The sequence below is a fragment of the Burkholderia sp. MSMB1589WGS genome (assembly GCF_001636105.1).
Classification (GTDB): domain Bacteria; phylum Pseudomonadota; class Gammaproteobacteria; order Burkholderiales; family Burkholderiaceae; genus Burkholderia; species Burkholderia humptydooensis.
This window is the reverse complement of sequence record NZ_LNJT01000008.1, coordinates 1,923,296-1,940,956: the sequence shown is the minus strand read 5'-3', so window position 1 is coordinate 1,940,956 and position 17,661 is coordinate 1,923,296. Positions and strand designations below refer to the sequence as shown.

4 protein-coding genes are annotated in these 17,661 nt (G+C 68.8%); 1 reads left to right on the top strand and 3 read right to left on the bottom strand.

The annotated features are described in order from the left end of the window. Window positions 1-67 precede the first annotated feature (67 nt). The 3 genes from WT16_RS26050 to WT16_RS34015 all read right to left on the bottom strand — a co-directional run bounded on the left by WT16_RS26050 (window position 68) and on the right by WT16_RS34015 (window position 15,576). Window positions 68-15,043 carry an SDR family NAD(P)-dependent oxidoreductase gene (locus WT16_RS26050; RefSeq protein ID WP_063534550.1) on the bottom strand — a complete coding sequence of 4,992 codons (14,976 nt, stop codon included), beginning with the start codon at window positions 15,041-15,043 and terminating at the stop codon, window positions 68-70. 11 nt (window positions 15,044-15,054) lie between these two features. After that, window positions 15,055-15,201 carry a hypothetical protein gene (locus tag WT16_RS34020; protein ID WP_156521503.1) on the bottom strand — a complete coding sequence of 49 codons (147 nt, stop codon included), beginning with the start codon at window positions 15,199-15,201 and terminating at the stop codon, window positions 15,055-15,057. A gap of 129 nt (window positions 15,202-15,330) precedes the next feature. Continuing rightward, window positions 15,331-15,576 carry a hypothetical protein gene (locus WT16_RS34015; RefSeq protein WP_156521502.1) on the bottom strand — a complete coding sequence of 82 codons (246 nt, stop codon included), beginning with the start codon at window positions 15,574-15,576 and terminating at the stop codon, window positions 15,331-15,333. 170 nt (window positions 15,577-15,746) lie between these two features. Here WT16_RS34015 and WT16_RS34010 point away from each other — a divergent pair, with 170 nt between their 5' ends. Then, window positions 15,747-16,790 carry a hypothetical protein gene (locus WT16_RS34010; protein ID WP_156521501.1) on the top strand — a complete coding sequence of 348 codons (1,044 nt, stop codon included), beginning with the start codon at window positions 15,747-15,749 and terminating at the stop codon, window positions 16,788-16,790. The last annotated feature ends 871 nt before the right edge of the window (window positions 16,791-17,661 follow it).

The window sequence follows — 17,661 nt, the reverse complement described above, 5'->3', positions numbered from 1 at the left end:
CCCTTGCCCGGGCCGCGACGCGTGTCGCACGCGCACCGGCCGGGCCACCTTGGCGTTTCGCCCCGCATCATTCGGCGACAGCTCCCATGCCGTCGCGGCCCCCGGACGCGCGCAGCGTGCTGCGTAACTGCGCGATCGACAGGTCGCCGCCCAGGAAGCGTTCGAGCAGGCCCGACGCCTCCCCCTGCGCACCACTCGCCGTATCGCGTCCCGCTTCGCTTGCCGGCGCCATGCGCGCCGCCGGCGCGTGCACGCCACGCCCCAGTTCGTCGAAGCGCGGCGCGAACGACGCGACGAGGCCGGCCACCGGCGCGTCCGGCGCGCGCAGCATCGCGTCGGCCAGCTCAACGATCCGCAGCGGCAGCTTCTGCATCGTCTCGTGCTCGAACAGCGCGCGGCGGTATGCGTGGAAGATGTAGAGACGCCCATCGATCCGCAGGAACTGGAAGAACAGCGACGCAAGCGGCTGATCGAGGAAATGGATGCGGCGCTGTTCGAGCACCGCATCCATGTAGGTCGAGACGCCGTGCTCGCCGGCGATGCTTACCCTGGCCGTATCGATGTCGGCGCTGTCGAACACGACATCGCCGACCATCGCGCCGCAACCGGCCTCGCCGTCCACTCCGGCGATCCGCAGCAGATCGGCCGCCGGAATGCGCACGTGCTGAAGCGCGGTCAGCAGGGTTCGGCGCACCGCGTGCAACGTATCGATCACGCTGCGGCCCGGATCGAGCTCGAACGGCACGAAGGCGACGTTCGAGAAATCGCCGAGGCACGCGGCCAATGCCGCGCTGTCGCGCTGGTTGTGGATCACCTGCAGCACCGGGCGATCGTTGCCGAAGAACTCGCGTAGCACGATGGCCAGCACGGCCGCGAACAGTTGCGGATACGAGATGCCATGCGCGCGCCCCAGTTCCGCGATCCGCTCGCCGAGCGCCGGCGGCACCGGCACGATCTGGTTCGCGGCGAGCTCGCGCGACGGCGAGGAGGAGGAGGACATCACGTCCCGGCGGTACGGCAGCCGCATCTCGACGTCGACGCCCGCGAGCGCGTCGCGCCACCAGGCGCGGTGCGCATCCGCGCCGGCGCCGCGCGCGTCGTGCTGGCGCAGCGCATAGAGCCAGTACTGATCGGGCTGCCGCCAGTCGTCGTCGCGTGCGGCCGCCTCGCCGCCCAAAGCGCCGTAGAGCGCCATCAGTTGCGAGAACAGCAGGCCCGGCGTGAACGCATCGGCATGCGCATGATGCGCGACCAGGCCGAGATGGAATGCGCCGTCCGCCTCCGTGAGCCATATCCGGATCGCCGGGCCGCCGTGCTCCTCGAGCAGCGCATGGCTTCGGCTGCTCTGGATGAACTGATGGAAATCCTCGCGGCTGCGCGTCGAGATCGAATCGAGCGAGACGCCGACGAGCTCCGATACGCACTGCGCATGGCCGTCGCCGACCGCCACGTAACGCGTGCGCAGCAGGTCCTGCTGCCGCGCGAGCAGGATCAGCGCATGCCGCAGGCGCTCGACATCGACCTCGGCCGCGTACAGGCGGAACACGTGGAACACGTTCCAGGCCGTGTTGCCCATTCGCTCGGTCAGATGCAGGTGGCGCGCCTGTTCCTGCGACAGCGGCGCCCAGAGCTGCCCAGGCGCAAGCGCGCCGAGGCCCGCGGCGAGCGCGTCCGGCTCGAACCGCCGCAGATGCGCGTCGATGCCGACCGAGCGCGCCGCCAGCAACACCGCCTGGTCGGTGTCGCGGAACACCGCGATGCCGGCGTCGAGCAGCTCGGCCAGCACGCGGTCGCGATCCTGCCGCGACGCCGGCGCCGCCGCCTGCTGCGCCAGCGCGACCGCGACGACCTCCTCCGCCGCCCGCAGCGCGGACAGGCGTTCGCCGAACCACGGATACTGCACCGCCGGCAGCGGCGGCGCGTCGGCCCGCGTCACGCCATCGCCCTGTGCGGCCGCGAAGGCGCCAAGCGCTTCGAGATGCGCGTGCAGCACCGCCGGGGTGCGCCGGTCCAGCAGTTCGACAAGCGGAACCTCGACGCCGGTCCGCTCGCGAATCGCCGACAGCAGGCGGAGGCTCATCAGCGAATCGAAACCCATCTCGCTCCAGTTCGCTTCAGCGCTCACTGCGTCCGCGGCCTCGCCGGTGATCGTCGCGACCTGGCGCAGCAGCCAGCGCTGCGTATCTTCGCCGGCCGGCTGCGCAGCCATATCCGGCCCGCTCGCCGGCGCCTCGCGCAGCCAGTGGCGCGTGCGCGCGAACGGATAGCCGGGAAGCGACAGAGGCGCGCGATCGGCCGGCGCGAAGCCGCGGCGCGCGTCGAATGCGATGTCCTGCATGTACCAGTGCGCGGCGCGTTCGAGCGGCAGCGGCGCGCGCCCCGCGTCGAACGCCGCCGCCTCGCCGCGCAGCGCCGCGCGGATGTCGTCGTCGTTCGATGCCGCGCCGGCCGGGTTCGTCAGCACCTCGGAATCGCCCGCGTTCGCGACGAAGCGCGCCAGCAGTTGCTCCGCGTGGGCACGATCGCGAGCGATCAGCGCACAGCGATGACGGAAGTGATGGCGCCGCGACAGCAGGTTCGCCGACAGCCGCGCGGGCGACCACGACCTATCGTCCGTGGCTCGCACGTAGGCGAGCAGGTCCCGGCCGCGCTGCCGCAGCGCCTCGGGCGTCGGCGCCGAGAACGCCAGCAACGCCGGCCCTGCGGCCGGCGTCGGAACCGCGGCCGGCGGCGCCTCGGACACGACCAGATGCACGTTGATCCCCGTCGCGCTATACGAGCTGACGCCCGCGCGCCGCGCGGCGCCCGCGCGGCGCGGCCAGGGCCTCGCGTGCGCCGGAATCTCGAACGGTCCGCCGTCGGCGCCCGCGGCGGCTGTCGCGGCATCGACGTTCGCCGTCGGCGGCAGCGTGTCGCGATGCAGCGCCAGGATCACCTTCAGCAGGTGCGCGATGCCCGAGGCGGCGAACGAGTGGCCGACGTTGTTCTCGACGGTGCCGAGCGCGAGCGGACGCCCGACGGCTCGCCCGCCGAACACGGTGCGAAGGCCCTGCAGTTCGACCTTGTCGCCGAGCGGCGAGCCGCTCGCATTGGCCTCGAAGAAATCGAGCGAAGCGGGATCGATGCCGAAGCGCCGGTAGACGGACGTCAAGAGCGCCGCCTGCGAGGCGGCGCTCGGCGCCGCGATGCCCTGGGTGCGGCCGTTATGGGCGCTGCCCCATGCATCGAGCACGGCGTAGACGCGGTCGCCGTCGCGCACGGCGTCCTGCAGCGGCTTGAGCACCAACGCGCCGACCGCCTCGCCCGGCAGCATGCCGGTTGCGGCGGCACCGAGCGCGGCGCCGCGTTCCGTTTCGCTGAGCAAGCGGTAGTAGTGGCCTGTTTCGATCAGGTTGCGCGTCGAATACACCATCGCGCCGCCCGCGATCGCGATCTCGCACTGGCCGAGCCGCAGGCTGTCGCAGGCTTGTCCCACCGCCAGCAGCGACGACGCGCAGCCGGCGTCGATTGCCATCACCGGCCCGTGCAGATTCAGGTGATAAGCGACCCGGCCCGGCAAGGTCGAAGCCGAAACCTGCGGCGCGACGCCGAGCACCGACTGCACGTGCAGATCATAGTCGCCGCCGCTGCCGGCAAACACGCCCCAGTTCGCGCCCGCGAGCCGGTCGGGCACGAGGCCCGCGTCCTCGACGGCGCGCCACGCTTCCTCCAGGAACATCCGTTCGGCCGGTTCCATCATCTGCGCCTCGTTCGGACTCAGATGGAAGAACGCGTGGTCGAACTCGTCGATGCGCTCGAACAGGCAGCCGTGATCCGGCGCGCCATCGCGGGGGGGAAAGCGCCCGGCCGGCACCGCGCCGATCAGGCTCTTTCCCTCGGCCAGCACTCGCCAGAACGCATCGACGTCGCCGGCGCCGGGAAAGCGCGCCGAGATGCCGATCACGGCCACGCGCAACGCGTCGGATGCGGCGCCGGCCGGCGCGTTCGATGCGTTCGATGCGTTCTGTTCGATCGATGCGTTCGGCACATTCGCCGCATTCGAGTCGCCCGGGCCGGCCGTCGCCGCGCCGCCCGCCGCCACGGCGGCGGCCGGCTGCGCAGCCGGCGGCCGCCGCATCGATGCGAGCACCGGCCCGATCACCTCCTCGTCGCCGAGGGTCCGGTTGCAGAGATCGAAGTGATCCTCGCCGCCGACCACCACGGTTCGCACTTGCGGCATCCTCTCGACCCACGCGTCGAGCAGCGGGATCATCGAGCCGTGCACGCGCTGGAGCCTGTGGAGGTAGTTCGGGTTGTAGACCTGATCGGAGGTCGCCCGCGCGGACGCCGTGCGGAACATCAGAATCTCGACTTCGTCCGGCCGCGCGAGCGGCTGCCAGCGGTATTCGCGCATGCAGCGCAGGTTGTTGCGATGCGTGTCCGACATCGAGCGCAGACGCGTGCTCAGGATCTGCGGCGCCTGACGCACGCCGCGCTCGACGATCAGCTCGACCAGCCGCGACTCGAGCCGCTCGTCGTCGCGGGCGCCGTCCTCGTCGAGGCCCAGCTCGGGCGCCGTGATCGTGAGGTCGTCCCATTTGACGAGCCCGTCCTGCTTGCGCTGACGGAACGCGGGATCGAGGTGCAGCATCGCGATCATCAGGAAGTTCGCGTTCGTCAGCCAATTCTGCAGTTCGTCGAGCGCGAAGATGTCCGAATCGCGTTCACACGTGATGAGCGGCGTTTCCAGCATGAATACCGAGCTCACCCGCCGGCCCGCGTTCTGCAGCACGCGCGCGACCTCGTAGGCGACCACGCCGCCCATCGAAGCGCCCATCACGTGATACGGCCCGGCCGGATCGACCGCCTGGATGATCTCGGCGTGGTGGCGCGCCATCTCATACGCGTCGGCGCAGGCCGGCTGCCTGGTCAGGAAGCCGCGCGCCTTGATGCCGACCATGCGGCAGCGCGTGCCGACGGCCGCGGCGAGCTTGCCGAACATCGCGACGTCGCCCGATGCCGGATGCAGGCAGAACAGCAGCGGGCCATCGCCTTCGGTCTGGAGCGGCACCATTTCCTCGTAGGTGCGGCCGTGGCGGCGCAGGTTGTCCAGCAGCGCGGCGTGATCGAGCGGCGGCGGCTGCCGCCCGGCCGCCGGGGCGGCGACCGCATCGGCGGGCATCTCGACCGTGACGGCCGCCGCCATGCCCGGCACCCCGACGCGCGAGCGCCGCTGCGCCGCGACGTGGCCGGCCAGCGCGGCGAGCGTCGGATGATCGAACAGCACCGTTTCCTCGAGTTCGAGGCCGAGCCGCGCGGAAAGCGCCGCGACGAAGCCGACCATCCGGATCGAATCGACGCCGAGCTCGAAGAAGGTCGCGCCGTCGTCGAACCGTTCCGAATCGGGATAGTCCAGGATCGCCCTGACGGCGGCCTTCAACTGCAGCAGGACCGCGCCGTCGTCATCGTGCGAAGCCGCCGCAATGCTCGCGCGATCCGCGCGCGCGGCTGGCGCGGCGGCAAGCGCGCGAGGCGTGGCGGGCGCGGCAACGCCGGTTCCGGGCGGCGCGGCGGATGCGGCTGCGCGACCGTCGGGCCTATTCGACGCCGCGCGCAGACGCGCGACGTGTACGCAAAATTGCGCGACGGTCGGGCAATCGAACAGCACCGTTTCTTCGAGCGGAAGCGCCAAGCGAGCGGCGATCTCGTTCACGAACGACACCATCCGGATCGAGTCGATGCCGAGCTCGAAGAACGTCGCGTCGTCGATCGCCTCGGTCGGTTCGACATGCAGCAGCGCGCGGATCGCGTCCTTCACCTCGGCCACCGTCTCGTCCGGCGCCGCGCAGCCGGGCGCGGACAGTGCGACGGGCGGCGGCGCGGCCGTGTCCGCCGGGGTCGAGGCGGCCTCGATGCCGGCGGCCGTGCGCTCGCCGGCGCGGCGCGCGCACGGCGTCTCGCGCCAGAACTCGCGCGTATCGAACGGATAGGCGGGCAGCGCGAGCGGCGCGACGCGCATCGCCGCCCACGTATCGCCGTAGGCAGCCGGCCAGTCGACATCGCGCGCGGCCAGCCAGGCCTGCAGAGCCTCGTCGAGCCGGGCGCGCAACGGCGCCGCCGCGCTTGCCGGCGCTTGCGGCGCAGCGGTGCGGGCCGGGGCCGGCGGCTCGCCCGAGGCGAACTCGCGCAGCCAGCCCATCAGTTCGCGGCGGCTCTCGACGAGGCAGCCGGCGCGCACCGTCATCGCCTCGCGGCCCATGTGCAGCGTCCGGGCCACGTCCTCAATGCGCAGTTCGGGATAGGCGGCGAGGTGGTCGTGCAGCTCGGCGGCCATGCGCCGCAGCGCATCCCCGGACCGCGCGGACAGCGCGATCGCGACGACGGCGGCACGTGCGGCCGGCGGTGCGCCGATCGCCGGCGCCCGCTCGACCACCATCGCGGCGTAGGTGCCGCCGGCGCCGGCGGCCGTGATCAGGCAGGCCGACGCATCGCCCTGCTCCGGCCACGGCTCATACGCCGTAACGAGCCGCAGCCCGCTGTCGGCCAGCAACGCATGGTCGAGCCGCGCCGGGTCGACCAGGGTCGGCGCGAGCGCGCGATGCCGCAACTGCGCGACGACCTTGCTCAGTTGCGCCATGCCGGCTGCCGCCTCCGGATGGCCGAGGTTCGGCTTGACCGAGCCGATCGCGCACGGCTGCGCGCGCGTGCGGAACACGTTCTTCAGCGCGCCCCATTCGATCGCGTCGCCCATGCTGGAGCCGTTCGCGGCCGATTCGACGTAGGCGACGTCGTCGACACGCCGGCCGGCGCGCGCGATGACACGGCGAATCAACGCTTCCTGCTGCGCGAGGCTCGGCGCGGTATAGCCATGCGTGTGCCCGCTGTGGCTGAGGCCCGTCGCGGTGATGACCGCGTCGATCCGGTCGCCGTCGGCGAGCGCCGCGTCGAGCCGCTTCAGCACGACCGCGCCCACCGCCTCGCCGGGAATGAAGCCGTTGCCGCCAAGCGAAAAGCAGTTCACGTCCGCCTCGTTGCTCAACATGCCGAGGCGCTCCAGCGCGAGATAGTCGTTCGGATGCAGGTGCAGGTTCACGCCGGCCGCGATCGCGAGTTCGGCTTCGCCTTGCCGCAGGTATTGGCAGGCGTGATGGATCGCCGTCAGCGACGACGTGCACATGGTGTCGAATGCGATGCTCGGCCCGCGCAGGTCGAGGAAGTACGAAACGCGGTTCGCCATGTTCGCGAACGAGGTCGAGGTGACGGCCTCGCGCGCGCCGACGCCGACATCCGCGTGCGCCGCCGCGCCCGACGAGAAATGATTGAAGCCGCTCTTGGTCGCGCCGACGCAGACGGCGACGTTGCGGCCATGCCGCGCCGCGATCCGCTCGCGCGTATAGCCGCTGCTTTCGAGCGCGGCCCAGCACGACATCAGCACCATCCGCTCCTGCGGATCGATCGCGTGGACATCGACGGGCGCGATCTGGAAGAACGCCGGATCGAACTGGGCGAAGTCGTCGAGGAACGCGCCCTTGCGGCCGCGCAGCGCCGGATGGAGATCGCGCCCGGCATCGGCGTGCGGGCCGTGCCAGCGGCGGACCGGCAGTTCGCCGATCTCGCTCGACGCATTCTTCAGGCTCCGCCAGAGCGCGTCGAAAGACGGCGCATTGGGATAGCGCCCGCCGATGCCGATGATCGCGATCGGCATGTCGCGCGCCGCGTCCCCCGGGGCGTGGACGGCCGCGGACGCCGGCTTCGGCGCCGGCGCCGCGTCATGCGCGGCGCGCGCTGGCGCGGCCGGTTGCGCCTCGCCGCACACGGGCACGAAGCGGTCGGCCGGAATTCCCTGGAGGCGGATCTGCTCGGCCAGGTACGCGGCGAGCGCCTCGAGCGTCGGGTATTCGTAGAACAACGTCCTCGGCAGTTGGTGAAAGTTGGCGGCCAACGCCTTGTTCAGCTTCGCGAGCAGGATCGAATCGAGGCCGAGGTCCGCGAGCGGGCGATGTTCGTCGATCGTCGCGGGGTCGAGCTTCGTCGTGTCCGCCAGCACGCGTTTGAGATACGGGTACAGCGCCGCCGGGCTGGGCGCGGCACCGGCGGTTGCGGTCGCCGGCGCGCCGGCGACCGCGTCCGGCTGGCGGCGTGCCGACGCCGCCAGCGTGCGCGCCACCGCCTCGCCGGCGCCCGTCCCGACGAACACCTGTTGCGCGGCGCCGGCGAGCGCCCGATCGAGCGCGCGCATCCCGGCCTCGCTCGCGATCGCGTCGAGGCCGTGATGCTCGCGCAGCAGCGCCGCGAGTTCGGCGTCGAGCGCCATCCCGCCGTCGCGCCAGAACGGCCAGTTGATCGAAACGCTGTGCCCCGCCCGCTCGCCGGCACGCACGCGCGCGGCGCGACGGTGCGCGAACGCGTCCATGAACGCGTTGGCCGCCGCGTAGTCGGCTTGGCCGGCATTGCCGAGCACGCCCGAGATCGACGAGAACAGCGCGAAGAACGCGAGCGGCTGGCCGCGCGTCGCGCGGTCGAGGTTCAGCGTGCCGGCCACCTTCGGCGCCAGCACGGCCCGGAAATCGTCTTCGGACTTGTGGATCAGATAGGTGTCGCGAACCATTCCCGCGCAATGCAGTACACCTCGGAGCGGCCCGTGCGAGGCGACGATCGTCGCGACGCAGTCCTCCAGCGCCGGCCCGTCGCAGACGTCGACGCTGCGATAGACGATCCGCAACCCGGCTTCGCGCAGCGCGGCGAGACGATGCCCGCGCGGCGAGCCGGCAAGCGCGGCCTCGTCGCGACGCGCCAGCAGGACGATCGTCGCGCCGCGATCGCGCGCGCCGAGCCATTCGGCGCATTGCAGCGCGAGCGCGCCCGAGCCGCCGGTGATCAGGTAGACGCCCGCGCCGCCCGTGGACGCGGCCGGCCGTGCCGGCGGCGCCAGCGGATGCCAGGCCCGCACGTGCCGCTCGGGGCGGTAGCGGACCGACACGTCGCAGCCTTCGCGCATCTCGTCGTTCAGTATCGCGAACCATGCCGCCGCATCCGGCGCATCGTCGAATTCGATCAATTGCGCCGACAACATGGGATTTTCCTGCATCGCCGATTTCAGCAAGGCCGCGAGGCCCGTCCAGACCTCGTCCCGCGCTCCGGCCGCCGTGACCTGCACGCGAAGCGGCTCGCGCAGGCCGCTGCGGAGCAGTTCGCGCAGCCAGGTCGACAGCGCGGCCGCGCAATCGGCATAAGCATCCTCCCGTGTCCCTGCGGACAACGCGAGGAAATGCATCGACGCGTCGCTCGCCCGGCTCGCTGCGCGCAACGCCTCGCGCGCAGCGGCGTCGAGCCCGCAGAACAGGACGTGGCGCGCGATGACGCTCGGCGCCGGCTCGCGCGCGGCGGGCAGGTCCGCACGGACCCAGACCGGAGCGAACAGCACGGCGTCGCCGGCGGGCATGGCGGCCGGCGCTGCGGCGAGGCCGGGCATGGCCTCGCTGGGTTCGAGCCAGTGCGGACGCCCGTCGAACGGGTAGGTCGGCAGGCTGATCCGCGCCGGCTTGCGCGCCGTGTGGAGCGCCTCCCAGGGAATGCTGAAACCGTGCAGCCACAGCTGCGCGATCCGATGGTGTTCGTGCTCGCGCGCCCACTTGCGCAGCAATTCGCGCATGTCCGCCTGCCCGTCGAGGAAGTCGCCGAGCGCGTTGCGCGAGGCCGTGCTGCCGCACAGCCAACGCGCATCGGCGGCGGCGCCGCCCTGGAACCGTTCGAGCGCATCGAGCAGCGTGTCGCGGTCGTCAACGAGGAACACGACGCGATGATCGAGATGCTGACGGCCGACCTGCAGCGTGTACGCGAGCGCGCCGAGATCGATCTCGGCCGCGGCGTCGCGCAACAAGCGCTCGCGCAAGCGGCCCGCGAGGCGCGGCAGCAACTCCGGCCGATGCGTGGACAGCGGCACGAGATGGCGGCCCGCGCAGCCCTGCGCGACGCTCGCGGGCCACGCCTGGAGCACCACATGCGCGTTCGATCCGCCCGCGCCGAAATTGCTGATGCAGGCGGCAACAGGCCCCTCGTCCCCCGTCTCGGACCAGTCGGCCAGCGTGCGCTGCACCGCGAAGCCGGCCGCGGCGAAATCGATCGCCGCGTTGTCCTCCGCGGAGGTCGGCGTCGGCACCCAGCGGCGGTGACGGAATTGCAGCAGCACCTTGCTCAGGCTCGCGAGGAACGCGTTCGACTCGCCGTGGCCGACGTTCGCCTTCACGGAGCCGATGCGCCGCTCACCCGTTGCGCCGAGCTCACGAAACGCCCGGCCGAGCGCGCTGACCTCGATCGGATCGCCAAGCGCCGTGCCGGTGCCGTGCGCTTCGACATAGGCGATCCGCGCCGCCGGCACGCGCGCAGCGCGCAGCGCGCCCGCGATCAGGCTCGCCTGCGCATTCGGATTCGGCACGGTGAAGCCGTTGGTCTTGCCGCCGCTGTTGACCGATGAGGCCTTCACGACGGCATGGATGTTGTCGCCGTCGGCGAGCGCGCGCGACAGCGGCTTGAGCAGCACCGCGCCGACGCCCTCGCCGAGCAACGTGCCGTCCGCGTCGCGCCCGAACGGCGTGCAACTGCCGCGGCCGGAAAGCATGCCGGTCTGCGTGTACTGGATCAGGCGGCTCGGATGCAGAATGAGGTTGACGCCGCCGACGATCGCGGCCTCGCAGTCGCCGTGGCGGATCGCCCGGCAAGCCAGGTGAAACGCCGTGCCGGACGACGCGCAGGCCGCATCGATCGACATGCTCGGCCCGCTGAGATCGAAGTGGTACGAGACGCGGTTCGCGATCTGATAGTAGTCGGTATGGCGATACTGTTCCGGTTGCCGCAGCGCATGCAGATTCGCATACATCGCGTAGTCGTTCGACAGCACGCCGACGAACACGCCGGTTGCGCGGTCAAGCGTGTGCCGCGTATAACCGGCATCCTCCAGCAGCCCCCAGACGACCTGCAGGAACAGGCGCTGCTGCGGGTCCATCAGCTCGGCTTCCTTCGGCGTGATGCCGAACAGATCCGCCTCGAAACGCTCGATGCCGTCGAGATAGCCGGCGCGGTCCACGTGGCCGTGCAACGTCGCCGCGACTCCGGGCAGCGCCCGATCGATCAACTGCCGCCGCGCGTCGGGCATCGGCGCAATACGGCTCTCGCCCGCCTGCAGCAATTGCCAGAACGCGTGCATGTCGCTCGCGCCCGGATAGACACCGTGCAGTCCGATGATCGCGATCTCGTCGCGGGTTTCGTCCGCCTCATGCGCGTCTGGCGCGTCATGTGCATCGTGCCGCTCCGGATGCACCGCCTGGCGCGGCGGCGTCGCGGCCGGCGCCGGCGCGAGCCCGGACGCCGCCGCGCCGTACTCGGCGATCAGCGCGCGCACCACGTCGCGCAGCGTGCGATGCTCGAACAGGAAAGTCGGCGCGAGTCCCGGCACGAGCCGCTCGAGTTCGACGGTCAGGTTCACGATGTCGATCGATTCGAGACCGTATCGTTCGAGCTCCTCGGATTCGGACAGCGTGTCGGGGTCGATTGCCAGCACGCGCGCGTAACGCAGCTTGACTTCACGCAACAACGCCGCCTCACGCTCCGCCCCGCTCGCGATGCGCGTCGAGCCTGCGCTGCGCCGCGCCGCGACACCCGTTTCGGACGCGCGCGCAACGCCCGGCGCGGCGTCGGACGTCGAGTCGCCCGACGGGCCAAGCGCGTCGAACGCAGCGTGCAATCGCTGCGCGATGCCCACGTAGTCGGCGCCCTGCGCGCGAGTGTCCGCACTCACGACGAAAGGCGGCGCCGCGGGCGCGTCGTCGGCGCCGGGCCGCGGCGAGTGTTCGAGATAAGCCTGCCGATCGAGCGTCTCGCGCAACGCCTCGCGCTCGAACACGTAACGGCTCGTCTCGCCGAGCGCCGCGGAGTCGACCAAGATCGCGGACGGCGCGAGCTTGTCGAGGAACTGCCGGAACGGCGTGTTTCTGCGAGTCGGCGCGAACGCGACATGTATCTGCGCGACGCCGTGCTGCTGCGCGACCGCGACGAGCCGCTGCATCACGCGATCCTCGACCGTGCGTCCGAGCACGCGGCAACTGAGCAGGAACGCATCGACGTAGAGGCAGGACGGTTCGATCCGGTACGCGACGAGCCCGGTCGTGCCATAGTCGCCGAACCGGTCGACGACGTCGATCGTGAGCAGTCGCCATGCGTCGTCGTGCATCATCGCGACGATCTCGGCCCGGTCGCGCCGGATCGTTGTGTTGTTGAACTGGTTCGTTCGCAGCGTCATCTGCGACGCGCGATCGACGCGCGCCGCCGTGACCGGCTCGATCGCGACATCGAGGTTCAACCCTTCGATGAAGGCGCGGAACGATTCGGCCGACTTGCGGAACCGTTCGCGCTCGGACTGTTCGCGATACATCCGCGTGCGCGCGCCGTCCTCGCGGGTGTGCGCCAACTGGTCGAACACCCAGAGCCGATCCGCCCATTCCGACGGACGGAGCCCGCCTTGCGTCGTGCATACCGTCAGCACCTCGGGCGCGCCGGCGCGGACCTCCGCGCATTCGAGCGGGTTGTCGTCGAAGAACACGAAGCTGCTCATGCCGAGATCGAGCTCCTCGGCGAGCGCGCGCAGGTTCTCGGACTTCGGCAGCCAGTTGATCTTCGCGGCGGCGATGTCCTCGCGCGTCAGCACCATGCCGGGATGCCGGTCGAACACGTCCCAGACGTCCTCCTCCCGGTTCTTGCTGCACAGACACAGGATGAAGCCGCGCGCGAGCAGCGCCTTCATCGACTGCTGGAACGCGCGCAGTTCGTCGTCGATCACAAGCTGGCGAACGTCGGCCTCCTCGCCGCACACGCCGCGCCACAGCGTGTTGTCGCAATCGAGCACCACCACCTTCGCGGGCGGCTGCCGCTTGGCGTTCAGCATACGAACGGCGAGCGCCGCAAGGAAGCCGAAATAGCCCTGCACATAGGGAATGTGCGCGATGCGGTTGCGCGACGCATCGTCGATGCGCGTCGCGTCGATCCGGTGCATCGCGTGGTAGTCGCACGCGAACACGGTGGCGAGGTTCGGCAGTTCGCCGGGCAGCGCGCGCAGCCGCGCATGCACCGCGTCGAGCAGTGCGGCGCCCTGCGCATCGGCCGGGTCGAGGCGCGGATCGGGGCAGACGATCAGCAATTGCCAGGCGCGGCTGCGTTGCGCGAAACCGCGCAGCGCGGCGACGAAATCGTCTGCGACCCGCCGCACGAAATCCGTCTCGTCCGACAGCCGCAGCCCGTCGTCATGCCAGCACGCCTCGCGTTCGTGCAGCCAGTCCGAGACGCGCAGGTACAGCAGATTGACCGCGCCCTCCGCGGTATTGAGCGCGCTATCCGGACTGAGCAGGTCCTGCATCATTCGGTTGTATCCGGTCTGCCGCACCGCATGCTCGCCCGGCAGGCAGGCGAGCCAGGCATCGAATTCGCCGAGCATGGCATCGAGCGTGAAGCTGGCGCTCACCATTAGCGTCGCCGTCGCGCGCGGCGCCGCGTCATCGGTGAAGCGCGCGAGCAGGCGGTGACGCTCGCCGCCCGCCGTCAACGTATTGACGATGCGCATCGCAACCTCATCCGGCGCCTGCGCGTTGAGAATCCGCGTCGGCGTGTTGCTCATCTCGGTCAACAGGTTCGACGGCCGCGCGATCAGCATCCGGATCGACGGCTGCGCATCGGCGAGCCGCCGCATGCACGCCTCGGTCCGCCGTTTCAGTTCGACGTAGTGCGCATAACCGGCCGGCGCGGTATCGACCATCTCCGACGAAATCGCGACGCCGATGCCCTCGCTCGCCGCGAGCAGATCGGCGAACGCCTCGAGCGGCGCCTCGACGAGCCTCAGGTTGCGCGCAAGATAGTCGTCGCGGCGCGCCGCGGACGACGCTTCGTCCTCCATCCGCAGCGGCGGTTCGCAGGCGTTGCAGACGAGCACGTCCAGGCGAGCGTGCCGCGCGCGCAGCTCGGCGGCCACCGTGTCGAGCCAGGCGCGATCGCCGGCGTCGCCCCGCACCAGCGTAACCGCAAGGCCGTGTGCCTCGAGATCGCCGACGACGGCGCTCGCCTGCGCGGTGCTGCCGAGGTAGTTCAGATAGACGCGGCAGCCGAGCGCGGCGAGGCTGCGCACCAACGCCGCGCCGAGTCCTCGCGAGCCGCCCGTCACGAAGGCGACCTTGCCCGCTAGACGCGTCGCGCCCACGTCGGAGCGCGCCGCGAGATAGTGGGCGACAGGACGGTCGATGAGCGACTTGCGGACGAACGAACGCAGTTCGCCATGCGCGAGCGCCGCATGCGCATCGCGCACCTCCAGGCGCGTGTCGAGCAGCCCGAAGTCGCGATTGAACGACGCCACGGCATGCCGATAGGCCAGCGCGCCGGCGGCGGCGCGACGCCCGAACGTCAGGCGCAGCGCCGAAAACAGCGCTCGCCGGCCGGGCAGCTTCATGCCGGTCAGGAAGCTACACAGCGCGATCGTATCGAGCACCGCCGCACCGAACGCGCGCAGTGCACGCGGATAGCGCGCGCCGAGCCCCGTCGGCCGGTACTCGCCGATTCGCTCGATGCCGGCCGCCAACGCATCGTCGTCGTGGTCGTCGACTTCGGCGGCGTCAACAGCCTCAACAGCCTCAACAGTGTCAACAGCGTCAACGGCGTCGGCGAGCGCGTCGGCCGGCGCCCACGACACGGCGATCTGCATGAGCGCCACCGCGCCGTCGCACAAGGTGACGGTGTGGCTGTCTTCGTCGTGCGAATCGATCCGGCAGCCGTAGCGCCGTCCGACGAGCATCGGGCCGCGGAAGCTGGCCGACAGGCGCGTCACGCGTACCGGCCCGGCCGGCGCGATCCGCTCGAGCGCGGCCAGCGCCCCGATCGCGCCGTGCACGATGCAGGTGCCGAACGACGACCGCCGTCCATAGTCCGGATCGACGTGCAGCGGATTGCGGTCGCGGCTGAGGCGAGCGAAGGTCTCGACATCCGCCGGCTCGAACAGCACGTCGAAAGGGACCGGAGCGGCATTTTCCATGGCGGAGTCTTTCACGTGAGATTGACAATCGTCGACGAACGGGCGGGGCAAGCGGCGTCGGCACGGCAGGCGACGCGCCCGCCGTCCAGGAAGAGGAAAAAATTGGAACGGCGAAACAGCGTAACGGCGAAATGGACACGTGACAGCCGATCGGTCATCGGCACACCCTTACGCAGCGACGCCGGCTGGGCGATAAATCGAAAATCGGGGAGCGCGAATCATGAATAACGAAATAAAATTGACACAATTCCATTCTTTAAAATCACTGAATCATCCCGCCTCGACATCTAAAATAAATCGACGCAATCAAATAAACAAACAAAATCCCTATAAACACGGCAATTAAAATCCGCGAATTCCATCAATGCGTTCGACTTGGCGATGAATCGCGATTCATCATCCTCGTCCGGCCCGCGCATGGATGGCTTTCGCGCCTCGCCGGCAGACTCGACGCCGGTTCGATCGAGCAGCGATCCATACCCGCGGACCGGATCACGCCGGACATCGATTCGCCGAATTCCGTCGAATGCCATCAATGTCTTATTCAGGCTTCTCACCCCCAAGATTAAGCAGGATCGCCCACTCCGTCTGCACCCAATTACCGGGACATTTCTCGGATTTCATAATTTCGCGCCAATTAACATAAATTCCATGAAACGGAAAAGACTATCATCACCTTCTTCATTGAATGTCCGGAATTTTCATGACAGACAAGGCGGATGCCCGCACATACCATTCAGCTTCGGTCCGGAACAAGCGGCAAATCGTCGGCGCTCGCGTCGAATCGAAACGCAGCGCCTTGCGGACACAGCCGCCGCACGACCATCTGTTCGATGATCCGTCAGGACGCTGCCGCGAGCGCGGCGCCCTGACAACGATCGTCACCATGCCGATCGAGGCTCGCTTGCCACTGCCGACGAGAGATGGCCAGTACACATCCCGCTCCGGGCGCGCGTTCGTAAGCGGTTACGGAAATGCGGCAGGTTGGCCCACCCGCCGGTCGCGCAGCGGGTCTGCGATCACGCCGCAGCGCCGGGCTTCGGATTCGCCGTACATTCCCATCGGCCGTGCCGACATGGCGCTCGGTCAAAACCGGCCGCCCGTCGCGTCGCAAACATTCCCGGAGTCGTTCCCGCGCCCGGCGGAGAACGCAGCCCCGTTCACGCGCACCCCGAGGGTGCCGCCACCGGCGCACAGTCGACCGCTGCCCGCGATCGCGACGCAACCGCTTCCGCCGATGGCCGACAAGGGCGAGCGCGCTTGTTCTGCGACGGAACGCTTCGGTCGAGCCGTTCCCGGATATGGCAGTCGATCCGCGCCCAATCATCACATCCGGCCCCGACACGCCCCATATCGCGCCGAACAGCGTTCGATCGACGCGGCCGCGACCGACGGCTTGAGCGAAAAGTCGAAAGCCAAGCGGCCGTTGACGAACCTGCCGGCCCTCCAACCGGAAAATCCGCCGCACCGCGTTCTCATTAAACCCTGGAAGATGCGCCGACATCCGGTGGCCGAACGACGGCGGCGCCGCAATCAGCGCCTCGATCACTTGTCGCCCTCGCCCAACAGGGAATGGAACTTTTTCGCGCAACGCCGTACAACCATCGCTTCGCCATACGTTCCCACCCCCTTGATCCGGCACTCGCACGGCTCCTTCATGCCCTGCCGGTTCGTGCGCCGGGCATTCTCCAAGCCGCGCCCGGCATTCGCGGCTCAGTTCTCAATTACAGCGGACGACCGATCGTAGGCCCGACCTCGGCGACTGCCCATTGCCCTGAATGATGTTCAATACCAGTGCGCCTTTACGCATCGCCGCCCATCGACCGATGTCTTCGCCATCTTCGCGCTCATCGCCCCTCCGTCCATTAAGACGTGATCAGGAAGTCACCGGATCGTTACAGATGTTCCCTCATGAAGCGGCATTTACGGTCCGTCACATGGTTTATTAAGCGACTACGTACATGATGGAAATTTATCGCATTCTCAATATTTATTAAATCACAAAAAATACATGCAAATTTGCTTTACATCCCCTGAACAATGAGATACAAATTTCACAACCCGATATGACTAGATGTGAAAATGTATACTTTCCATGCTTTTTATAAAAATGACAAAAATGTCATGAAATTTCTGTCATTTTTATATCGTCCAATCGATAGCCCGCGGCACGCCTGATATCTCGAGAAATTCAATTCATTGATTCCCGATACGAAGGAATGTGGATGTTACCCCCCCTTTCGAGAGGAGAGGAATAGGCAGCCTGGCGTTATGAAATTCGGCGTAGAGACCGAGTACTTTCCGGTACTCCTCTCGAATGTCGCCTGCAAATATTCAACATACGCGTCCGGCTGATCAATGGCGAAAATACGACCCGTTAGTCGCATACAAATGCTGCACCCTTGTGAGCTAAATTTTGCGGAAACGCGAGATGGAACAGCGTGATTTATGAAAAATGAGCACGACCGAGAAAAATATCGCATTTCGGATGCCTTCCCCTTGTGCATTCAATATTCGCTGTCTAACCGGAGCCGTAGTATGCGGGCCACGGCCGAGCATTTGCCCGGGTTCACCTCGATCGACACATTGAACGACATGCCGCTTGCGTATGCCCGGCC